Here is a 20,480-nt window from a genome sequence, read left to right as displayed (position 1 = left end):
ACCATCTCCGTCGCTCGCCTGGGCGACCAATGAGATATCTTCCCCCTCGCTGTACTGGCTGTTATCCGTCGGTGAACTCAGACTCACATTGGGTGGTTGGTTGCTATCTCCAGCATATGAGTAACGAACAATGAGCTTAGGGCGTGACGTAATAACGTCTGTATATTCACTACTGTAATATTTTTTGAGGTTGTAATTGCCACTTATGCCCTTGATCCGCCATCCATAGTTGGGCATGCCCTGAGCGATGGCATGAACCGCATCGGTGACATTAAAATCGACCCAGCCCCCAAACCAACCCGCTTCACCGTACCCTGTCACTATATGCTCAATGTCAAAATACTCAGCTTCAGCGCCAGGCTCCATCCAAGGCACTCCTTCCCTTGCCTGATTCCAGTTAACTTCATCGTCTTTCCATTGCTTCAGTAGCAAATTGACTTGATATTTCTGGTCATAATAGGTGGCTTTGTACATTGAGAGCGTTGCGCTTTCTACCGTGGCGCCATCAGGGATCCATCCCCCCTCAGAACGGAAAATCGGGAAGCGTAATAACATTCGATTTTTATAAATTGAGCTTTCCTGATCTTTTAACTCAGTACGTTGTGAGGTGTTCGAACCCTGAAAATATGCGTCAATGTATGCATCCTGCATACCTACATAACCCAGCATTCCCTCTTGCATCGTTACAGTGGCTATACCGGATGAAATTATCGCGACATTCGAACCGGTGGAATTACCATCGCTGTCACGAGCAATGGCTCTGATGTGATAAATTCCCTCTGTACCGGGTTGCCAATGATACTGATACGGTGCCTGCGTAACCGTAGCTAGCCGAGTTACACCAGCATAGAAATCGACCATAACTGAGTCGCTATCGACATCTTCTACCTCTGCAGATATCGTCAACACCTCACCTGCACCATAGCCAACTTGATGTTCAGGAGAGGTCAGCGTGATTGCTGGCGCGTAATTGCCTGCTGAACCCACCACATTTACGACGGTGCTGGTTTCAGTCTTATTACCAAAGTAGTCCCAGACTGATGCGGCAACGATATACTCTCCGGCAATGTGTTGACTGGTATCCCATTGACAGGTTCCTCCTTCCAGCATATCCGTACATATAACATCGCCATTGACGGATACACTTTGCCTGTCAATTCCCACATCATCTTTAACCGCAAGGTGGATAATATAAACGCCACTAACGCTCTCAGACATCAGCGGGCTCAATATGCGGATCTGAGGTGGGGATGTATCTTCAGGAATGATATTGGCGATATTAACTCTCAAATAAGGACTTTCTCCCCGATTACCCTGCAGGTCAGTCGCTTCCGCGTGCAGGGAAGTGAAGCCATTGCGTAGAGTCGTACTGTCGAACTCAATCTGATAAGGACTGCTTGAAGCCGTGCCAATTAGCAGGCCGTCAGCATACAGCGCTACATTATCGATAGACTGGTTATCAGCAGCAGAAATCGTGACTGTTTTGCTGCCGGTGACAATTTCATTGTTGGAAACGTTTATTAGCGTTACGACAGGGGCCTGATTGTCTGAATTCAGATTCTTTTGTGGTTGCCACTGGGTTGGCTTATAGACCCAAATATCACCATCCACACCATTTAAAACACCAATAAACACATCATATGACGGAACGTATTTCCACTTTCCAAGTACACCCGTAAAGCCTCCACTACCTCGATTAGGTAATAACTCGCCACTAACAGACAAAGAACTTAACTGCCAGCCAGAGGACAAATTTGAATCCGCTGGAGGCAGTAACTGCCACACGTCGCCATAGCCGCCCCAAAGGATAAAGCGCTGACGAATAGGGTCAAAATCCATTCCATAATTCAGTAAGTCGGCAAAATTAAATCGTCCACTTAAATCGCTAGGAACGAAACCTATACCGGCATTACTCTCGCTCGCTCTCGATACATCCCAGACAACAAAACTGCTACCCCGAATTTTCACAAATAATTGACGTTCCGGATCGTATGCCGCTGGCCCCTGCTCCCCGATGGTGCCTGTTCCGATCTTTTCAAATCGATCTGAAGCATTATTTCCCGACGATTCAACGGTATATTTCCAAAGATCCCCATCGCTGATGTACAAGACATCACGGCCATCTTCCTGGGTATAGGCTGTTCCTCCATTGATAAAGCCGTTAAAGGATCCGCCAGGGAAGTCGCCGCTCGCGGTCATTCCAGTGATCAGGTTATCGCGGTTCTGCCACATGGCGCCGCCCACTACATTGGGAAAAATATCGGGCTTTGCATGGGAGTTGTCAGCGCCGCCAACTTTATTCGGACTGGCAAGCGCAGGATTCCAGAAATAGGGGCCGGCTTTATAATCTCTGGCTGCATTTTCCAAAAAGCGGCCAGTGTTATATGTCGCCCCACCGAAAGTCACAAATCGATCAACGATTGGCAAATATTCGCTGTTATCGTAGGTATGCGAAGATGTAGGCGCGTTATCCAACCCATCCACGGCAAGGTACAAACCGTACGAATTGACTTTTTCTACCTCGCTGGGTAGTGACCCCCGTTGCCATTTCCGGCTTGCGCTATTCCATAAATACACTTCATTGCCGGGATAATTCGCGTGACCACCACCCCAAAAAATTAAATTCTCTCGACGAGAGTCCCACGCCATTGAGCCCCACGCACCAATAATGGCTTTTGGTGAACCAAGAATGTCACCGGCTTCTGGACTAGGTCGCTGATCTTGTGGTGTCCAAACATCACTGAAGGCATTTTTTGAAGCCGGAAGCCAACTATTGTCGGGAACACTATTAAGCTCCTCCAATAGTGATTGCGCATACACTTGCGAACTGAGTAGCAGAAAAAACAAAGTAGATGTTCGACGTAAACATTTCTTAATTAAGGCAGGTAACATTAGCTCGCCATCCCTATGCGAATACAGGCAACGAAAATGCCATGTGAGATTGATTTATTTTTATACAACAAAGAGTAAAGCAAATAATTTGCCCTGTGGCTATTTTTTAACCGCCCGACTTTCTGTGCAAAAAAAACGCCCCGATTGGGGCGTTGTGCATGTTCAGTTTTAGGGCTTATTGATGGATATCGTGGGCAACCAGCATAAAGGCGAACTCCTCCGCATAGTCACGTAAGCGTCCATAGCGACCACTGTTAGCGAAATGGCCTGCGCCCATATTCATGCGCATTATCAGCAAATTATCGTCAGTTTTCAGTGCACGCATTTTGGCGGTCCACTTAGCTGGCTCCCAGTAAGTAACTCGCGGATCATTCAAACCACCTGTGACCATCATTGGTGGATACGCGCGCTTTTCGATATTGTCGTAGGGCGAATAGGCCAGCATAGTGTGGAAATCCCGTTCACTTTCCAGTGGGTTACCCCACTCTTCCCATTCTGGTGGCGTAAGCGGCAAACTGGCATCCAGCATAGTGTTCATCACATCCACAAACGGCACGCCAAGCGTTACCGAGCGCCACAATTCAGGTGCCTGTATGGTTACTGCCCCCATTAATTCACCGCCGGCACTTCGACCAGAAATAGAGATATTACCTTCGCTGGTGTAGCCCTTGGATGCAAGCCACTTTGCCACATCGACAAAATCGTTAAAGGTGTTTTGGCGTTTATCCAGCTTACCGTCCAGATACCACTGGTACCCCATCTCATCACCACCACGAATATGCGCCAACGCATACACAAATCCGCGATCCAGCATGCTTAAACGCGTCGTGGAAAATGATGGCGACATGCCTGCACCATACGCCCCGTAACCATACAGCCACATGGGCGCAGTCCCATCTTTAACTACACCTTTTTTGTATACCAACGACACGGGTACCTGTACACCGTCACGCACCGGTACCATCACCCGTTCAGTAACGTACTGCGCACTGTTGTAGCCGGACGGAATATTCTGTTGCTTACGAATGGTTAATGCCTGACTGCCAAGATCGAAGTCATAAACTGTGTCCGGGGTAATCATCGACTCATAGCTCAGCCGCAGATGGGATTGCTCGAATTGAGGATTAGTACCGAGGTTTGCCGTATAAACAGGCTCCGGAAAATCAATATCATAAGCCGCGCCTGCATTAGGCAGAATCCGAATCTGATCCAGACCATTGTCACGCAGTTGCAACGCCAGGAAATCTTTGAATGTTTGCAAATAGCGCAAGTAGGTATTGTCGCTCCCTGCTATCAGGGTTTCCCAGTTAGCATAATCTGCCTCTGTCTGCTTCACCCTTACCAGGCGACCATTCACATGGGTATCGTTGGCTAATAGATAAAAGTAGCCGTTTCCATGGTCTACGTCCGCTTTGAATCCTTGCTCGCGGGATACCAGTTTAGTCAGGCTGGCATCGGGTTGACTGGCCGGTACCACATGTAACTCTGTGACTTCACCTCGTCCGGACGAAAAGGCGATCCATTCGCCACTGGATAACAGCTCAGCGCTTAAGAAAAACCCTTCGTCTTCTTCACGGATCAACGCCGTATCACTGCCTTGATCGGTACCAAGCGTATGCAAATTAATGCTCTCAACGCGCCACTTTTCATTCTGTAGCTTGGGGTAGAGCAACTGATTATTCGCCGCGAACAACACGTCTCCACCTGTGCCGACTAACTTATCCTGCAATAATTGCCCGCTTTGCAGATCACGAATAAAGATGTCGTACGCTTCATCACCATTGGTATCGACGCTATAGGCCAGATAGCGATTGTCCTCGCTCACCACCCATTCGCCGACAACAAAATATTCATAGCCTTCCGCCAGTGCCGGTACGTCTAACAGCACCACTTCCTCGGTGCCATCGATTGGCCTACGCAAGTACGTTGGATAATTTGCTCCCTGACGATATTCCCAGCGATACACAAAACCATTCTTCTCGTATGGCACCGAGGTTTCGCTTTCATCGACCCGTCCTTTGAACTCTTCAAACAGGGTGTCGACGAGCTTGGTATGTTGATCTAAAAAGGCATGGTAGTAGGCGTTTTCCGCGTTTAAGTAATCTAAAACGGCGGCATCGTTGACGACTGGATATTCCGGGTCACGGATCCAGTTATAGGGATCCTGTATAGTGACGCCATGTTGCTGATAAGAATAGGAGATACGATCAGCAACCGGTGCCGGCTGCTTGAGTGCTTTTAAACGTGGATACATGTTGCTACTTGTTTTGCTGGTTACGTTAGATGAAGACGTCGCTGGCGGTTCGGAACAACCGACCATGGTCAATGCGACAATGGCGAAGCAAATTACACGCATGATAGTTCCCTGTCTGTGCGGAATAGGCCGTTACTATGGCAAGATTAGCATTACTTTTCGAGGGCTTAAGTAACAAAAAAGGCGCTTCTTACGAAGCGCCTTTTTTAGTTTTTGCCTAAAAATGCTTATTCAGCAGATTTAGTTACGATGTCAACCAACATCCAAGTTTTAGTCTTGGACAGAGGGCGGCATTCGCGAACAGTCACGATATCGCCTTCATTACACTGGTTGTTTTCATCATGGGCGTGCAACTTAGTAGTGCGGATGATGTACTTCCCATAGATTGGGTGTTTCACCTTACGCTCTACCGCAACAGTGATGGACTTGTCCATCTTGTTACTGACCACACGACCCTGTACTGTACGGATTTTCTGTTCAGTCATTAGGCACCTGCCTTCTGTGTCAGAATGGTTTTAACACGTGCGATATTGCGGCGCACTTTGCGAATTTGGTCAGTTTTTTCTAACTGGCCAGTGCTTTGTTGCATGCGCAGATTGAACTGTTCGCGCAGCAGATTAATCAGCTCTGCGTTCAGCTCTTCTACGCTTTTGTCTCTCAGTTCGCTCGCTTTCATTACATTACCGTCCGAGTTACAAAGGTTGTCTTAAATGGCAGTTTGGCAGCTGCTAATGCAAATGCTTCACGTGCCAGCGACTCTGGAACACCTTCCATTTCGTACAGAACGCGGCCTGGCTGAATCTGACATACCCAGTATTCTACGTTACCTTTACCTTTACCTTGACGCACTTCAAGAGGCTTCTCAGTAATTGGTTTGTCCGGGAATACACGGATCCAGATTTTACCCTGACGCTTAACGTGACGAGTCAGTGCACGACGCGCAGCTTCGATTTGACGCGCAGTCATACGACCACGGCCAACGGCTTTCAGGCCGAATGTACCGAAGCTAACTTTACCGCCGGCAATTGCCAGACCACGGTTACGACCTTTGTGCTGTTTACGGAATTTCGTACGCTTTGGTTGTAACATTTCTTAGCCCCCTTGCTTAGCGCGGCCTTTCTTCTTAGGTGCCTGAGCTGGCTGTTGCTCTTGTTGAGCGTGCAGACCACCCAGAATCTCACCTTTGAAGATCCAGACCTTAACGCCAATGATACCGTAGGTAGTCAGCGCTTCAGAGGTCGCGTAATCGATGTCTGCACGGAAAGTGTGCAGAGGAACGCGGCCTTCGCGATACCATTCTGTACGAGCAATTTCTGCACCGCCCAGACGACCGCTTACAGTCACTTTGATACCTAAGGCACCAACGCGCATTGCGTTTTGTACCGCACGCTTCATCGCGCGACGGAACATAACACGACGCTCAAGCTGGCTAGAGATGCTATCTGCTACTAATTTCGCATCCAACTCTGGCTTACGTACTTCAGCGATGTTGATCTGTGCTGGAACACCAGCCAGATTAGAAACATGCTTACGCAGCTTTTCTACGTCTTCACCTTTCTTACCGATAACCACGCCTGGACGAGCAGTGTGAATAGTCACACGGATGCTCTTAGCAGGACGCTCGATAACGATTTTAGATACAGAAGCGTTTTTCAGCTCTGTAGTCAGGAACTTACGTACCTGATGGTCGTTAAACAGGTTGTCAGCATAATCTTTAGTATTAGCGTACCAGGTAGAAGTCCATGGTTTGCTGATACCCAGGCGTATACCTGTAGGATGTACCTTCTGTCCCATTATCTACTCCTACTTATCCGCTACAACCACAGTGATGTGACTGCTGCGTTTAAAGATACGGTCTGCACGGCCTTTCGCACGAGGCTTGATACGCTTCATGGTTGGACCTTCGTCGACGTAAACTTTAGCTACTTTCAGCTCGTCGATGTCTGCGCCTTCGTTGTTTTCAGCGTTGGCAATAGCAGACTCAAGAACTTTCTTCATCAGTGCAGCAGTTTTCTTAGGGCTGTACTCAAGAAGTTCTAAAGCTTTCGCTACATGTAAACCGCGAATTTGATCCGCAACCAGACGCGCCTTTTGAGCCGACGTACGGGCGAAACGGTGTTTAGCTAATGCTTCCATTGTTTACCCCTTATCGTTTCTTGGCTTTCTTATCCGCGACGTGGCCGCGGTAAGTACGCGTTGGCGCAAATTCGCCCAACTTGTGGCCGACCATTTCGTCAGTAACTAATACTGGAACGTGCTGACGACCGTTATGGACCGCAATGGTCAACCCAATCATATCTGGGATGATCATAGAACGACGAGACCAAGTTTTAATTGGTTTACGGTCGTTCTTTTCCACTGCAGCCTCTACCTTCTTCAACAAGTGCAGGTCAATAAATGGACCTTTCTTGAGAGAACGTGGCATGGTGAATCCTCGCTTTTACTTATTACGACGACGTACGATGAACTTATCAGTACGCTTGTTAGAACGGGTCTTCTTACCCTTGGTCGGAACGCCCCAAGGAGTAACTGGGTGACGGCCACCAGAGGTACGACCTTCACCACCACCGTGTGGGTGATCAACCGGGTTCATGGCAACACCACGAACAGTCGGACGAACACCGCGCCAGCGAGTGGCACCTGCTTTACCTAATTGACGCAGCATATGCTCTGAGTTGCCGATTTCACCGATGGTGGCGCGGCAGTCAGCCAATACTTTGCGTACTTCACCTGAACGCAGACGCAGCGTTACATACGCGCCGTCACGTGCCAGGATTTGAACATATGCACCCGCAGAACGAGCCATCTGCGCGCCTTTACCAGGCTTCAGTTCCACTGCGTGTACGTTAGTACCTACAGGGATGTTGCGCAGCGGCATTGCGTTACCCGCTTTGATAGATGCATCAGCACCAGATTGAATCTGATCGCCGGCTTTCAGGCCTTTAGGAGCCAGAACGTAACGGCGTTCACCGTCTGCGTACAGTACCAGAGCAATGTTTGCAGAACGGTTAGGATCGTATTCCAGACGCTCAACAGTCGCCGGGATTCCGTCTTTAGTACGTTTGAAGTCAATCAAACGGTAGTGTTGTTTGTGACCACCACCAATGTGACGCGTGGTAATGCGACCATTGTTGTTACGGCCACCAGATTTGCTCTTCTTTTCAAGCAAAGGTGCGTATGGCGCGCCTTTGTGCAAATCAGGATTAACAACCTGAACTACGTGACGACGACCCGCAGAAGTTGGTTTAGCTTTCATTAATGGCATGTCTAATCCCCTTCTTATTCAGCGCCACCGACTAAGTCGATGTCCTGACCGTCTTTCAGCGTTACGTAAGCTTTCTTCCAGTCGCTACGCTTACCGGTGCGCAGGCCGTGACGCTTGGTCTTGCCTTTTACCAGTACAGTGCGCACACCAGAAACCTCAGTTTCAAACAGTTTTTCAACTGCAGCTTTGATTTCTGCTTTGTTCGCGTCGCGCGCTACTTTCAAAACGACGGTGTTGTTGCCTTCAGCAGCCATAGTAGACTTTTCTGAAATGTGTGGTCCTAAAACCACTTTCAGCAGACGTTGTTCAGAGATCATGCTAACGCCTCCTCAAGTTGTTTAACCGCATCAGCAGTCATCAACACGTTTTCGAAAGCAATCAGACTTACTGGATCGATACCAGCCACGTCACGTACGTCAACCTTGTACAGGTTACGTGCAGACAAGAACAGGTTCTCATCAACTTCAGAAGTCACGATTAATACATCATTCAGTTCCAGCTCTTTCAGCTTGGCAACCAAATCTTTAGTTTTTGGTGCTTCGATACCAAACTTCTCAACAACAATCAGGCGCTCCTGACGTACCAGCTCAGAGAGGATGCTTTTGATCGCACCACGGTACATCTTACGGTTAACTTTCTGATCGAAGTCACGAGGTTTAGCTGCGAATGCGCGACCACCGCCAACCCAAATTGGGCTACGGATAGTACCAGCACGTGCACGGCCAGTACCTTTTTGGCGCCATGGCTTCTTGCCACCACCGCTTACTTCAGAACGGGTTTTTTGCGCTTTGCTGCCCTGACGAGCACCGGCGCTATATGCTACGACTACCTGGTGAACCAGGGCTTCGTTAAACTCGCGTCCAAAAGTAGCTTCGGAAACTTCAAGAGCGCCTTTGGCGTCTTTCAATACTAATTCCATCACCTATCTCCCGAACGTTAAGCTTTTACAGCAGGTTTAACGATAACGTCGCCACCTGTTGCGCCTGGAATTGCACCTTTTACTAAGATCAGGTGATTTTCAGCGTCAACACGTACCACTTCCAAAGACTGAACAGTGACGCGCTCATCACCTAAGTGACCAGCCATCTTCTTGCCTTTGAAAACTTTACCTGGAGACTGGTTTTGACCAATCGAACCAGGGGCACGGTGAGACAAAGAGTTACCGTGTGAATTACGTTGGTGACTAAAGTTCCAACGTTTAATTGCACCTTGAAAACCTTTACCTTTAGAAGTACCGATAACGTCTACTTTCTTGGTTTCAGCAAATACTTCAACAGTGATTTCACTGCCAACTTCAATGCCTTCGCCTTCAGTACCGTTTAAACGGAACTCCCACAGACCGCGGCCCGCTTCCACGCCAGCTTTAGCAAAATGACCTGCTTCAGCTTTATTTACGCGGTTAGCTTTTTTAGTACCAGCGGTAACTTGCAACGCACGGTAACCGTCTGTTTCCTCAGTACGTAACTGAGTTACACGGTTAGGCGTCGCTTCAATAACAGTCACTGGAATAGATACACCGTCTTCAGTGAAGATACGGGTCATACCTACTTTACGACCGATTAGACCAATCGCCATTGTCAAAACCCCTCTTCTTAGCCCAGGCTGATCTGAACATCAACACCAGCGGCCAGATCCAGACGCATCAACGCATCTACTGTTTTATCAGTAGGTTCGATGATGTCTACCAGACGCTTATGAGTGCGGATTTCATATTGATCACGCGCATCTTTGTTGACGTGTGGTGAAATCAGCACTGTGTAGCGTTCTTTGCGAGTAGGCAGTGGAATAGGACCACTAACCTGCGCACCGGTACGCTTGGCAGTTTCAACGATCTCAGCTGTAGATTGATCAATTAATTTATGATCAAACGCTTTCAAACGAATGCGAATTCTTTGATTTGGCATCGACCAAGCTCCAATCGAAAGAACAAAAGAACACACCCCCAACAACTACCTTTTTGTAGTGTGAGGATGAATGCAAAACAATGATCCCCTATCGGGATCTTGTGGTTTTCAGCGAACCAAAATAAAAACAGTTCGTTGAATAATTACTGACATTACTGACAGTGGGCGCGAAGTATACAGAAACCCTAACGCTATAGCAATGTAATTAGTGATTTATTTTTAGGCAGTCGGGCAGGCCCCGATTCGCGCGATAAAGTGATGTCAAACGCAGGCGCATATTGACGCAAAAGGATACCAACGCGGACCGCGCTGGGCTATAGTAAACCTAGTTAAGTACATGATTCACCGATAAAACATGCTGGATACGCCATTACAACAACAAGAGCTTGACCACATTGTTAGCCTGCTGGAAGAACATCCTTCATTAATGGATGCGTATCAGCGGTTGGAGGTCGCCATTCTCAAACTGCTGGATGCAGAGCGAATGAGTATCTTTCAGCGTCGTCGTCAGAATCAGGAACTGGTTGCCCGATTCAAAACCGGTAATGAAACCAAAGAAATCAAAGTCCCCATCAGCCCACAGTCCATTGCTGGCTACGTGGCTTTGGCGCAATTGCCATTAATGATAAAAGATCCGTATAACGCGGAAGAGCTATCAAGTATCCACCCACGTCTCAGATTTGAAACCAAATTCGACAAGGCCAGTAATTTCAAAACCCGAAATATATTGTGTGTGCCGATCCTTAATTCCGGCGTGTTGATGGGTGTACTACAGATCATAAACAAGCGTAGCGGCGACTTCAGCGACGCGGATCTGCAGTTGGGTCAGGAACTGTGCAAAATCATCGGCAACAAGTTTCGCTTCGAATTAGGGGGCACCCAGCAACCTCTGCAACTGCTGGTGCATAGTAATCTGATCAGCGAAGGTGACTTAAAAAAGATTACTGAAAGTAGTCGCGACCAACGTCAGATTATTCAGCGCCTGATTTCCGAACACCGCATCGCAGAAGGGCCAATCGGCCACGCGTTGTCAGTTCACTATCAGGTGCCGTTTATCGGCTACAACCCGGATAAGTATCATTCGTTCCAGAGTAACAGTCGTCTTAACTCCTCGTATTTAAAGCGCAACCTGGTCGCAGTGATTGCCGATGCCAATGACAACCCCATCGTGTTGATGGCAGAACCGAACAATGCGGCGCTATTGATGGAAATTGAAAGCGCACTGGGCATTGAAAGCTACGAAATCTGTGTCGGCCTGCCCAACGCCATCTTGCAATACCTGGGTGAAGGCACCGGTGGTGGCACGGCGCCAGGCGAAATGGACGAGATTCTCGATGAGATCTCGACCAATGCGGAGGAAAAAGAAGAATCCGCTGATGAGATGTCTGACGACGCGCCGGCAGTTGTACGCTTGGTTAGTCGCATTTTGCATGACGCTAAACGTTTGAACGCGTCCGATATCCATATCGACCCGGAAAAAAATGGCCCGACCCGTGTGCGTATGCGGGTGGACGGCGTTTGCCGTGACATCACTCAGGTACCCGCCTCGCATCACAGCGCAGTTATCGCGCGGATTAAGATTTTATCTAACCTGAATATCGCCGAGAAACGTGTACCCCAGGACGGTAAGATCGGTGTAAAAATGTCAGGGCAGTTGGTGGAAGTGCGGGTTGCCACCATCCCAACCGTAGCAGGCGAAGGCGTGGTTATGCGTATTTTGGCCTCGGGTGGTGCATTGCCGATGGAAAAATTGAACCTGTCGCCGCGCAATGACGGCATGATGCGTGAAATGATTAAAAAGCCGCACGGCATTATTCTGGTGGTAGGGCCAACCGGTTCCGGTAAAACCACGACCCTGCACGCCGTGTTAGGTGAGCTGAATAAGCCAGACAAGAAAATCTGGACTGCCGAAGACCCGGTGGAGATTACTCAGGCTGGTCTGCAACAGGTGCAGGTGAATCCGAAAATAGGCTTTACCTTTGCCAGCGCGTTACGCGCATTTTTACGTGCCGACCCGGATATTATTCTCATCGGTGAGATGCGGGATAAGGAAACCGCCCATGCGGGTATTGAAGCCTCACTGACTGGTCACCTGGTGTTTTCCACACTGCACACCAACTCAGCACCAGAAACCATTACTCGTTTATTGGATTTGGGTCTCGACCCGGTCAACTTCTCCGATGCCTGTGTGGGCATTCTGGCACAGCGTCTGATGCGTACACTGTGCAAAAATTGTAAGGAAGAGTACGAAGCTACGGATTCGGATATCAGCTTTATTAAGCGCCAGTATGGCGAAGAGCATCTGGCTGAGCTGAATTTATCCAAACCGCTGATGCTGCATCGTGCCAAAGGTTGCGATGAGTGCGGTGGGACAGGTTACAAAGGTCGGACGGGGGTGCATGAATTGTTGTCAATGACACCTGCACTTCGTGCCATGGTATATAAAGAAGCATCCGTATCCGAGATGAAAGTACAGGCCGCCACCGATGGCATGCGCACCCTGACTCAGGATGCTATCTATAAAGTCATCAAAGGTGACTCAGACATCGCTCAGGTACAAATTATCAGTGGTGCGGACTAATATCCGCAAACTGTTGGGCTGGAAATAAAACATGGATGTAAATCAGCAACACTGTCTGAATTGTCAGACGACGTTACAAGGCACGTACTGTCATCAGTGTGGGCAAAAGGACGTTAATCGCCTCAGTTTCCTCGACCTGTGGTACGCCTTTCAGCAGTTTGTTATCTCCTGGGAAGCCCCATTTGCCCGCACATTCTGGTCTCTCAGCGTGGCGCCGGCAGAGACCGCACGACGATATATCCAGGGCCAACGCGTCAGGTTTGCTCACCCGGTCAGTTATGCATTCTGGATGATGACCCTGATGGTGCTGTTAGCATCGTTCAAGGGAGTGAGTATCACCAATTTCTCCGCACAAACCGATACGCCTGCAAGCGTGAATTTTGTGCGGGAAATCTCCCACGTTGTGGATAATGTGCTGGCATATTTAACATTTCTGGTGAGTTGGCTTGCTGCATTAGCGAACAGGTTGCTGTTTTGGCGCTATCATCAGCGGGTCATCGAATACTTTTATGCACAGCTCTATTGGGCCGGGCATATCACCATTTTGACCATCCTGTTGCTGCTGTTTAACCTGTATTCACGCACCACCTTTATGACAGTCTTTGCTGTGTCGATACCCTATTACGTTGTTGCATTGGCGAGATTTCACCAGACAGGCAGCGCACTAGGTCGCTACTTGCGCGCTTTCGCCGCAGTCCTTTTGAATTTTGTTTTCTCTGCTGTCGTCATTGGTTTGGGCTTCGCGGTCTACGCGTATGTGGTAAGATCCTCCGCTATATTTAACTCCTAAGCTATTATCCGTGGGACGTCACCATGCGCGCGTGTGCCTGTCATATTCTGGTTAAAACAGAGAAAGAAGCCCTTGAACTCAAGCAAAAGCTGGCCAAAGGCGCCAATTTTCATGAACTGGCCAAAAAGCACTCTCTTTGCCCCAGTCGCAAGAAGGGCGGCGATTTAGGCGAGTTTCCGCCCGGTAAAATGGTCAAAGCATTCGACAATGTCGTATTCAAAAAGCCCATTCTGGAAGTCCATGGCCCGGTAAAAACACAGTTTGGTTTTCACCTGATTAAAACCTTGTATCGCAATTAAAAAAAGGCGACCGAATGGTCGCCTTTTTACTTCTGATATTGCTAAATATCGAAACGGTCTAGCTGCATCACCTTAGTCCAGGCTTTGACAAAGTCATTCACAAAGCGCTCTTTTGAGGTGTCGAAGGCATAAACCTCTGCAACTGCACGTAGCTCAGAGTTAGAGCCAAAGATCAGATCCACTGGCGTTGCGGTGAACTTCACCTTACCGCTTTTGCGGTCAACCCCCTCATAGATGTCACCGGCCTTACGCCACATCGTCGACATATCCAGTAAGTTTACGAAGTAGTCATTGGTCAGGGTGCCGGGCTTGTCGGTAAATACGCCATGTTTGCTGCCATCGGTGTTAGCCCCCAGTGCACGCATCCCTCCGATTAGCACTGTCATTTCAGGTACCGTCAGCGCTAACTGATCCGCTTTATCCACCAGCGCATCCGTCGGCGATTTATAATACCCAGCCTGATAGTAGTTACGGAATCCGTCAGCTTTGGGTTCCAGCAATGCAAACGAATTAACATCCGTCTGCGCCTGTGTGGCATCACCACGGCCAGCCACAAACGGCACCTTAACGGTGAAGCCTGCATCCTTGGCCGCTTTTTCAATCGCAGTCGCACCACCAAGGACGATTAAATCCGCCAGCGACACCTTATCGGTGCCGAAGTCTTTTTGAATCGCCTTAAGCTTCGTGAGCACTTTGGCAGTTTCAGCCGGGTTATTCACCGCCCAGTCTTTTTGCGGGGCAAGTGCAATACGCGCACCATTTGCACCACCGCGCATATCAGAATCACGGTAAGAGGCGGCTGCACCCCATGCGACTCTGACTAGCTCTGGCACAGACAACCCGCTATTCAGAATGGCTTTTTTCAGCTTGCCAATGTCTTTATCGCTGAGTGAATCATATTTCGGCTTGACCACAGGATCCTGCCAAATTAACGCTTCTTTTGGAAAATCATCGCCCAGATAGCGCTCAACCGGCCCCATGTCACGGTGGGTCAATTTGTACCACGCCTTGGCGAAAGCGAGACGATATTCCTCTGGATCGGCCAGGAAGCGCTCGGCAATCTTGCGATAAGCCGGATCAAATTTAAGTGCTAAATCCGCAGTAGTCATAGTCGGCGGATTGGACTTACCTTTAACATGGGCATCGGGTACCGAGCTGTGCGCGGACTCATCGGTCGGGATCCAGATTATCGCACCTGCCGGGCTGCGGGTTTGTTTCCACTCAAAATTCAGCAAATTTGATAAATACAGTGACGTCCATTGGGTCGGCGCTTGCGTCCAGGCACCTTCTAAACCGCTTGTTACCGTGTCCTCGGAGTGACCCTTACCGCATTTATTCTTCCAGCCAAAACCTTGTTCTTCGGTTGCTGCTGCGCCAGGCTCTGCTCCCAGGCAGTCCGCCGCTTTGTGTGCACCATGCATTTTACCGAACGTGTGCCCACCGGCGATTAACGCCAGGGTTTCTTCGTCATTCATCGCCATGCGCGAGAATGCCTCCCGGATATTTTTCGCTGAACCCATTGGATCAGGCTTGCCCCCCGGCCCTTCCGGGTTGACATAAATTAAGCCCATATGCACTGCAGCCAGAGGTTTTTGTAGCTCACCATTGGACTCGCGGCGGTCACTGGCCAGCATCTCAACTTCCGGGCCCCAGTACACCATATCTGGCTCCCAATCATCGTCGCGGCCGGCGGCAAAGCCATAAGTTTTAAAGCCCATATTCTCCAGCGCTACGTTTCCGGCTAATACAATCAAATCGCCCCAGGAAATATGTTCGCCGTACTTCTGTTTTACCGGCCATAGCAGGCGACGGGCTTTGTCCAGATTTCCGTTGTCAGGCCAGCTATTGAGTGGATCGAAGCGTTGCTGACCACCACCAGCACCACCTCGGCCGTCGAGGGTGCGATATGTTCCGGCTGCGTGCCAGGTCATACGGATAAAAAACGGTCCATAGTTACCCCAGTCGGCTGGCCACCAGTCCTGTGAATCGGTTAACACTGCGTTGATGTCTTTTTTCAACGCCGCCATATCCAGCTTCTGGAACGCATCTTTGTAACTGAAATTTTCACCCAACGGGTTTGAACGGGCATCATGATCGCGCAATAAGCTCAAATCCAGTTGATCAGGCCACCAAAACAGGTTGGATTTCGCCTGCATCGGCGCAACAGTGCCCATGCCGACAGCGCCTTTCGGTTTACTCATTTTCCCTTCTTCGGCCACTACCCCAAATGAAGCCACTGCAAGGGTTACCATTACCGCCACTGCAGATTTCTTAAACATGTCCACCTTCCTCATTTTTTACATTTAATTTACAACGTCGAAAATGAGTGTAGTCAGGACGCCATATTTGCGCAGTCGCATTTATCCGATTGGTTTGATAGGAAAAATTTATCGGTGCGGGGGGTTAACGACAAACGTGGAATGACACACCATATCGGACCGGACAAACGGCCCGACATGGTGTTAGAAAAATTTGGTTTTACTTGCGATTAACGATTTCTGTCAGCAGCGCTTCGATATTGCGCACACTTTGGATTAGCTCTGCCATTTCTGAGGGTGCACCAGTCGCCTCGGTTTTATTGCTCTGGCCATCCTGTAACTGATCCTTCTGGCGCAAAATAGCTTCGCGAAACGCAGCGGCTTCGACAATACCGACTAACGAGACTAACGCGCCATTACCGGATTGTCCGGCGGTTTCAAAGGTCAGGCGATGTAAGCCCAACATACGCATCAGTGGCCCCTGCATCATGGCCACATCGGTGATCTTTTCCAGAGGAATCGACTTTTCCACGGTGAACAAAATACCACGACGCACGACCAGCTTGCGCTCATATAACTCAGCACTCATGGCACGCAGAATGTGGTGGCACACCATCATAGCGATAGGGATCGAGATCAGCAGTAGCGGGATCCCCACCAATGTCAGCACACTGATAATTATCCAGTTGATTAACCAATAGGTTTTTACCGCCGGATTAAATTCCGCTGTTTGCAATAATGTGTCACCTGTCATGAGGTGAGTACCGCAGCAATAAACAGCAAGAAAAAGCCGAGCACATAGGGAAACGGCGACTGCCAGAATGACAGACTGTTACTTTCGGACGATTTTGTGCGGGAACCCAGATACAAGCGAACCCCAATCAATACCGCGACCGCACCCAACAAAGGAAACTGCCATTGCGGCTGACGCCAGAACATAAAGGCTACGACGCAGAGTAAAATAAGCAGAGTGCTGACCCGCTTACTCCAGACCAAAAACTCAGATGAAGATGTTGCCATTTTCGATACCGCTCCCTGAATAACAGATCTCCACGCTAACAAGCGCGAGCGGTGCTGTCAGTAAAAAAATCTCAGAATGGCGACGATTTTCTGAGCACATCACCAACATTAACCTGATTGCCCATGTTGTAGATTTGTGCCATCAGTAGCTCAATCGTGGCCAGTGCATCGGTCAACGCGCTATGCGCTGGATAGATTGGCAGGTTATAGCGACGTCGACAATTATGTAAGCGCAGCGTATCCGGGGGAATGTGCTGGTAGTGGGAGAAAATCTTATTTTTCTCCCAAATCAGTGTGTCGGCGATTTGCGATAGCATAGGCGCACCGTAAATACGTCGACTGAGTTTGTTCAGAAACGCCATATCTAGCTGTGCATTGTGAAACACCAACACACTACCGCGTGCAGCCTGCAGAAACTCCGCCAGCATCTCAGACGCCTTCATGCCATGGCGCAAGTCATCATCGCTGATTTGATGAAATACAGCGCTTTGCCCCACTTCTTTGCGAATGGTAACGAATAACTGGCGCGCTTCACCGAGGAGTATCTTGCCACCGCGCATCGGCACCCAGCCAATACTGACGATCTCACCTTTGGCGGGATCAAGATCGGTCGTTTCAATGTCCACTCCCAGCCAGGTCACGTCTTTCCAATCCTGACGGTGACTTATCAACGGTGCTTGTAAGTACTTTCCTAATAAGGTTTTTTCGATTTTACGCGCGTGCCATCGGCGGCGCAGGCCAAGCCACATTACATACCACCCCGGTATCGCAGACGAATTGCAGATTGCGCATCATGCACTACTGTAAAGGCATCTTTCAGATGGCGTCGCTGGGTATCTGGCAGCGTATCCGGGTCGATATAATTACTGACGGCTTCAACACCTTGCTTTTCGATGGCCGCCGCCTGCGCGCGGGCGCGGGTTTGCATAATAAAATCATAGGCGTCCTGCATATTGCGGCTGTCTTTTACCGTCAACACTTTGGCCTGTACCAGTGCTTCGATGCGTTCCGTCGTATTTACCGCCGCAATCTTATTGGCAAGCGAGTGAATGCGCATCATATCTATAATCGGGATCACGCCACGCTTTTTCAGATCCAGATTATCTTTATGCTCGCCATTTCGCTCGACGATAAACCGACGAAATATCCCCAGCGGGGGCGATTGTTCCAACACATTGGCTGCCAGTGCCGCCAAAAAAATCGAGTTACTGGAGGCTTGCTCGAGCATATGCGCCTGCAAGGCTTTACACAGGGATTCATCCCCGTAAACGGCACGTAAATCAAAGAAAATACTGACCCGCATTACCGCAGCAGGCGTCGGGCTCAGGGTCCATTTATTTACGGTATTGCGCCAGTTCTTGAGGGGCTGACGCCATTCGTCGGTCATCGCCATCACCTGCCCGGGACAATACACGTAGCCACATTCATTCAGACCATCACAGACAAATTTGGCCATGTCTTTAAACCAGGCTAACTGCTCGTCGCTGGCCTCATCGGCAATGACCATACCGTTATCCTGATCGGCATTCACCAGCTGTTCCGCACGGCCTTGCGAACCAAAACCCAGCCAACAGAAGGCTACCGGTGCGCGGCCCTGTTTGTCCTGATACATCTCAATTAAGCGCCGGGTCACTGCGTCGCTGATCGCAGTAAGAAAATGACTAACCTGACTAACCTTAATGCCCGCATTTAGCCATTCCACCATCATGCCCGGCATACCATCGACGACCGTCTTCATCGCCTGAATATCGTTGGCGCGACCAATATGCTGCACCACGTACACCGGGTCATCCTGGCGTGCCAGCATTAAATCCGACGAAGTAATGATGCCAACTAAATGGCCTTTGTCGTGCTTTTCTACCACAGGCAAGTGGTGAATCTTGCGTTTTACCATCAATAAGGTGGCATCAAACAGGGTCTGCTCTTTATTAACGCTGATTGGGTCGCAGGTCATAACCTGACTGACCGGTTCGTTATAATCCAGCCCAGCCGCAATCACCCGACTGCGAAAGTCCCGGTCAGTTATGATGCCAACCAGACGATCATTTTCCAGCACCGGTGCCGAGGAGATGCGTCGCGCTGACATCGCTTGTGCAGCATGGCGGATGGGGGTCTCTGGCCCGAATGACAATATGTCCCGCGCCATAACGCTTTCCACTGTACGCATCATATTATGTGGTTCTGGCGTATAGCGCGCCGCGCGACGTAAGCGCCGGTTTATCTGACGATGATAATAACGATCAAAATCACGGTTATGGCTGGCGATTTCGCGAAACACGTCATCGGGTACGGTATACAGCAGTGAATCTTCATAAAGTTTGACCACTGCATCAGGGTATTCCTCCAGCAGGCTGGCAAGGTTGTAGCTTTCACCTTCGCCCATGCGCTGCACCAGCCGGTCATCCTGCGAGCGGATATCAATCGCGCCACTTCGAATAATGCGCAGACCACCTAAGCCACTTTGTCCGCAAATATGTCCTTTGCGGTAGTATTGAACCTCAATACTGCTTGCCAACTGGTGTAATTGTGCGTCTTCCAGCAAATCAAACGGCGGACAGGTGACAAGAAAGTCCACCACCATCAGCAATTCAGGATTGGATTCAATGTCGGTCATTAGTTACCTCCGCGGCGAAAATCCTGACCAAAAATAGTTTCGTAATCAAAAAATACCGTGCCGGTCTCGGCGAAATACAGCGAGTCATTAATACTCACCACCAGACGCAACTGTGCATCCTTGGCCGGACGCTCTGCCAACAGCAATTGCCATTGTTGTGCATCTTGTTGGGTCGCAGTTAATGGCACTGGATCGCCATTGGCCCAGGCCAGCTTGGCTCCTTGCAACGGCAAATTACTGTTCAGCAATAATCTGAGCTGGCCCTGCGGATCAGTTTGTAACTGAAGATCCAGCTCAACATCGCCATTTTGCATGCCGCATACGCCGCTTTGATAACGACAATTAGGTTTCGCAACCAATTGATAAGTTTGCCCCTGCTGCGCGGCTTGAGGGGTTTCTGACACGATGGCGTCCGTTCCAAAATAGGCCAGTACTGCCAGAATGGGGGCGACAATCATGGCCACGATGACATGTTTATTAGTAAACATTACGACTCACTCTTACTGATGATTTTGTTCAATATAACACCGCTACGATGCATTTGGCTGTGCAGTTTTTTGATGTAATTCAAATAATTAGCCTTACAAAATAAAGGGCGCCGCA

Annotated in this window: 22 protein-coding genes; 3 read left to right on the top strand and 19 right to left on the bottom strand. The window is 49.3% G+C overall.

Going from position 1 to position 20,480, the window contains the following annotated elements:
- The 13 genes from TK45_RS07270 to rpsJ all read right to left on the bottom strand — a co-directional run.
- Nucleotides 1-2,892, bottom strand: a 2,892-nt coding sequence (locus tag TK45_RS07270) for an Ig-like domain-containing protein (protein ID WP_131257973.1), incomplete at its 3' end; no start/stop codon positions are given.
- Between the two features lie 175 nt (nt 2,893-3,067).
- Nucleotides 3,068-5,248 carry a S9 family peptidase gene (locus TK45_RS07265; RefSeq protein WP_131257972.1) on the bottom strand — a complete coding sequence of 727 codons (2,181 nt, stop codon included), beginning with the start codon at nt 5,246-5,248 and terminating at the stop codon, nt 3,068-3,070.
- 125 nt (nt 5,249-5,373) lie between these two features.
- Nucleotides 5,374-5,631 (bottom strand): 30S ribosomal protein S17, encoded by a 258-nt coding sequence (rpsQ, locus tag TK45_RS07260; RefSeq protein ID WP_131257971.1) that lies wholly within the window; start codon nt 5,629-5,631, stop codon nt 5,374-5,376.
- Nucleotides 5,631-5,822 (bottom strand): 50S ribosomal protein L29, encoded by a 192-nt coding sequence (gene rpmC / locus TK45_RS07255; protein WP_131257970.1) that lies wholly within the window; start codon nt 5,820-5,822, stop codon nt 5,631-5,633. The genes rpsQ and rpmC overlap by 1 nt, the downstream gene beginning before the upstream one ends.
- The gene (rplP, locus tag TK45_RS07250; RefSeq protein ID WP_131257969.1) at nt 5,822-6,235 is read right to left on the bottom strand and encodes a 50S ribosomal protein L16; all 414 of its coding nucleotides are present in this window, start codon (nt 6,233-6,235) and stop codon (nt 5,822-5,824) included. The genes rpmC and rplP overlap by 1 nt, the downstream gene beginning before the upstream one ends.
- A gap of 3 nt (nt 6,236-6,238) precedes the next feature.
- Nucleotides 6,239-6,940, bottom strand: coding sequence for a 30S ribosomal protein S3 (gene rpsC / locus TK45_RS07245; protein WP_131257968.1), 702 nt, complete (start codon nt 6,938-6,940; stop codon nt 6,239-6,241).
- A 9-nt stretch (nt 6,941-6,949) separates the two neighbouring features.
- Nucleotides 6,950-7,282 carry a 50S ribosomal protein L22 gene (gene rplV, locus TK45_RS07240; RefSeq protein WP_131257967.1) on the bottom strand — a complete coding sequence of 111 codons (333 nt, stop codon included), beginning with the start codon at nt 7,280-7,282 and terminating at the stop codon, nt 6,950-6,952.
- Between the two features lie 10 nt (nt 7,283-7,292).
- On the bottom strand, nt 7,293-7,571 hold the full coding sequence (gene rpsS / locus TK45_RS07235) for a 30S ribosomal protein S19 (RefSeq protein ID WP_131257966.1): 279 nt from the start codon (nt 7,569-7,571) through the stop codon (nt 7,293-7,295).
- A 15-nt stretch (nt 7,572-7,586) separates the two neighbouring features.
- Nucleotides 7,587-8,411: a 50S ribosomal protein L2 gene (gene rplB, locus TK45_RS07230; protein WP_131257965.1), complete on the bottom strand. Its 825-nt coding sequence runs from the start codon at nt 8,409-8,411 to the stop codon at nt 7,587-7,589.
- A gap of 14 nt (nt 8,412-8,425) precedes the next feature.
- Nucleotides 8,426-8,728, bottom strand: coding sequence for a 50S ribosomal protein L23 (gene rplW / locus TK45_RS07225; protein ID WP_131257964.1), 303 nt, complete (start codon nt 8,726-8,728; stop codon nt 8,426-8,428).
- Nucleotides 8,725-9,330, bottom strand: coding sequence for a 50S ribosomal protein L4 (rplD, locus tag TK45_RS07220; protein ID WP_131257963.1), 606 nt, complete (start codon nt 9,328-9,330; stop codon nt 8,725-8,727). The genes rplW and rplD overlap by 4 nt, the downstream gene beginning before the upstream one ends.
- Nucleotides 9,331-9,347: 17 nt before the next feature.
- Nucleotides 9,348-9,986 carry a 50S ribosomal protein L3 gene (rplC, locus tag TK45_RS07215; protein ID WP_131257962.1) on the bottom strand — a complete coding sequence of 213 codons (639 nt, stop codon included), beginning with the start codon at nt 9,984-9,986 and terminating at the stop codon, nt 9,348-9,350.
- Nucleotides 9,987-10,003: 17 nt separating this feature from the next.
- Complete coding sequence (gene rpsJ / locus TK45_RS07210) at nt 10,004-10,315, bottom strand: 30S ribosomal protein S10 (RefSeq protein WP_010179497.1); 312 nt, start codon at nt 10,313-10,315, stop codon at nt 10,004-10,006.
- Nucleotides 10,316-10,742: 427 nt separating this feature from the next.
- Between rpsJ and TK45_RS07205 the strand changes: the two genes are divergently transcribed.
- Genes TK45_RS07205 through ppiC form a run of 3 tightly spaced genes read left to right on the top strand, consistent with a single transcriptional unit; the run spans nt 10,743 to nt 13,985 of the window.
- Nucleotides 10,743-12,896 (top strand): GspE/PulE family protein, encoded by a 2,154-nt coding sequence (locus tag TK45_RS07205; RefSeq protein ID WP_131257986.1) that lies wholly within the window; start codon nt 10,743-10,745, stop codon nt 12,894-12,896.
- Nucleotides 12,897-12,927: 31 nt separating this feature from the next.
- Nucleotides 12,928-13,686, top strand: a complete 759-nt coding sequence (locus tag TK45_RS07200; protein WP_131257961.1) for a DUF3667 domain-containing protein — start codon at nt 12,928-12,930, stop codon at nt 13,684-13,686.
- 23 nt (nt 13,687-13,709) lie between these two features.
- Nucleotides 13,710-13,985 (top strand): peptidylprolyl isomerase PpiC, encoded by a 276-nt coding sequence (gene ppiC / locus TK45_RS07195; RefSeq protein ID WP_131257960.1) that lies wholly within the window; start codon nt 13,710-13,712, stop codon nt 13,983-13,985.
- Between the two features lie 41 nt (nt 13,986-14,026).
- Here ppiC and katG read toward each other — a convergent pair whose 3' ends face one another.
- The 6 genes from katG to TK45_RS07165 all read right to left on the bottom strand — a co-directional run bounded on the left by katG (nt 14,027) and on the right by TK45_RS07165 (nt 20,365).
- The gene (gene katG, locus TK45_RS07190; RefSeq protein WP_371414266.1) at nt 14,027-16,237 is read right to left on the bottom strand and encodes a catalase/peroxidase HPI; all 2,211 of its coding nucleotides are present in this window, start codon (nt 16,235-16,237) and stop codon (nt 14,027-14,029) included.
- A 226-nt stretch (nt 16,238-16,463) separates the two neighbouring features.
- Entirely contained in the window at nt 16,464-16,997 is a 534-nt protein-coding gene (locus tag TK45_RS07185) for a PH domain-containing protein (protein WP_131257958.1), read from the bottom strand.
- Nucleotides 16,994-17,263: a hypothetical protein gene (locus TK45_RS07180; protein WP_131257957.1), complete on the bottom strand. Its 270-nt coding sequence runs from the start codon at nt 17,261-17,263 to the stop codon at nt 16,994-16,996. Before TK45_RS07180 ends, TK45_RS07185 begins: the two co-directional genes overlap by 4 nt.
- Nucleotides 17,264-17,334: 71 nt before the next feature.
- Nucleotides 17,335-18,012: a 3'-5' exonuclease gene (locus tag TK45_RS07175; RefSeq protein ID WP_131257956.1), complete on the bottom strand. Its 678-nt coding sequence runs from the start codon at nt 18,010-18,012 to the stop codon at nt 17,335-17,337.
- Complete coding sequence (locus tag TK45_RS07170) at nt 18,012-19,877, bottom strand: putative nucleotidyltransferase substrate binding domain-containing protein (protein WP_131257955.1); 1,866 nt, start codon at nt 19,875-19,877, stop codon at nt 18,012-18,014. Before TK45_RS07170 ends, TK45_RS07175 begins: the two co-directional genes overlap by 1 nt.
- Nucleotides 19,877-20,365 carry a hypothetical protein gene (locus tag TK45_RS07165; RefSeq protein ID WP_131257954.1) on the bottom strand — a complete coding sequence of 163 codons (489 nt, stop codon included), beginning with the start codon at nt 20,363-20,365 and terminating at the stop codon, nt 19,877-19,879. The genes TK45_RS07170 and TK45_RS07165 overlap by 1 nt, the downstream gene beginning before the upstream one ends.
- Nucleotides 20,366-20,480: the final 115 nt, after the last annotated feature.

Origin of the sequence: Bowmanella sp. JS7-9 (genome assembly GCF_004329715.1) — a bacterium.
GTDB classification, from domain to species: domain Bacteria; phylum Pseudomonadota; class Gammaproteobacteria; order Enterobacterales; family Alteromonadaceae; genus Pseudobowmanella; species Pseudobowmanella zhangzhouensis.
The sequence above is the reverse complement of the archived record's forward strand: the minus strand, read 5'-3'. Positions and strand labels throughout refer to the sequence as shown.

Coding starts and splice junctions, on each gene's coding strand:
- rplB (WP_131257965.1), bottom strand. CDS start 8,411: ATGCCATTAATGAAAGCTAAACCAACTTCTGCGGGTCGTCGTCACGTA.
- TK45_RS07180 (WP_131257957.1), bottom strand. CDS start 17,263: ATGGCAACATCTTCATCTGAGTTTTTGGTCTGGAGTAAGCGGGTCAGC.
- rpsC (WP_131257968.1), bottom strand. CDS start 6,940: ATGGGACAGAAGGTACATCCTACAGGTATACGCCTGGGTATCAGCAAA.
- rpsS (WP_131257966.1), bottom strand. CDS start 7,571: ATGCCACGTTCTCTCAAGAAAGGTCCATTTATTGACCTGCACTTGTTG.
- TK45_RS07175 (WP_131257956.1), bottom strand. CDS start 18,012: ATGTGGCTTGGCCTGCGCCGCCGATGGCACGCGCGTAAAATCGAAAAA.
- rpmC (WP_131257970.1), bottom strand. CDS start 5,822: ATGAAAGCGAGCGAACTGAGAGACAAAAGCGTAGAAGAGCTGAACGCA.
- rplC (WP_131257962.1), bottom strand. CDS start 9,986: ATGGCGATTGGTCTAATCGGTCGTAAAGTAGGTATGACCCGTATCTTC.
- rplD (WP_131257963.1), bottom strand. CDS start 9,330: ATGGAATTAGTATTGAAAGACGCCAAAGGCGCTCTTGAAGTTTCCGAA.
- TK45_RS07265 (WP_131257972.1), bottom strand. CDS start 5,248: ATGCGTGTAATTTGCTTCGCCATTGTCGCATTGACCATGGTCGGTTGT.
- rpsQ (WP_131257971.1), bottom strand. CDS start 5,631: ATGACTGAACAGAAAATCCGTACAGTACAGGGTCGTGTGGTCAGTAAC.
- rplV (WP_131257967.1), bottom strand. CDS start 7,282: ATGGAAGCATTAGCTAAACACCGTTTCGCCCGTACGTCGGCTCAAAAG.
- rplW (WP_131257964.1), bottom strand. CDS start 8,728: ATGATCTCTGAACAACGTCTGCTGAAAGTGGTTTTAGGACCACACATT.
- ppiC (WP_131257960.1), top strand. CDS start 13,710: ATGCGCGCGTGTGCCTGTCATATTCTGGTTAAAACAGAGAAAGAAGCC.
- rplP (WP_131257969.1), bottom strand. CDS start 6,235: ATGTTACAACCAAAGCGTACGAAATTCCGTAAACAGCACAAAGGTCGT.
- TK45_RS07165 (WP_131257954.1), bottom strand. CDS start 20,365: ATGTTTACTAATAAACATGTCATCGTGGCCATGATTGTCGCCCCCATT.
- TK45_RS07205 (WP_131257986.1), top strand. CDS start 10,743: ATGGATGCGTATCAGCGGTTGGAGGTCGCCATTCTCAAACTGCTGGAT.
- katG (WP_371414266.1), bottom strand. CDS start 16,237: ATGGTAACCCTTGCAGTGGCTTCATTTGGGGTAGTGGCCGAAGAAGGG.
- TK45_RS07185 (WP_131257958.1), bottom strand. CDS start 16,997: ATGACAGGTGACACATTATTGCAAACAGCGGAATTTAATCCGGCGGTA.
- TK45_RS07170 (WP_131257955.1), bottom strand. CDS start 19,877: ATGACCGACATTGAATCCAATCCTGAATTGCTGATGGTGGTGGACTTT.
- rpsJ (WP_010179497.1), bottom strand. CDS start 10,315: ATGCCAAATCAAAGAATTCGCATTCGTTTGAAAGCGTTTGATCATAAA.
- TK45_RS07200 (WP_131257961.1), top strand. CDS start 12,928: ATGGATGTAAATCAGCAACACTGTCTGAATTGTCAGACGACGTTACAA.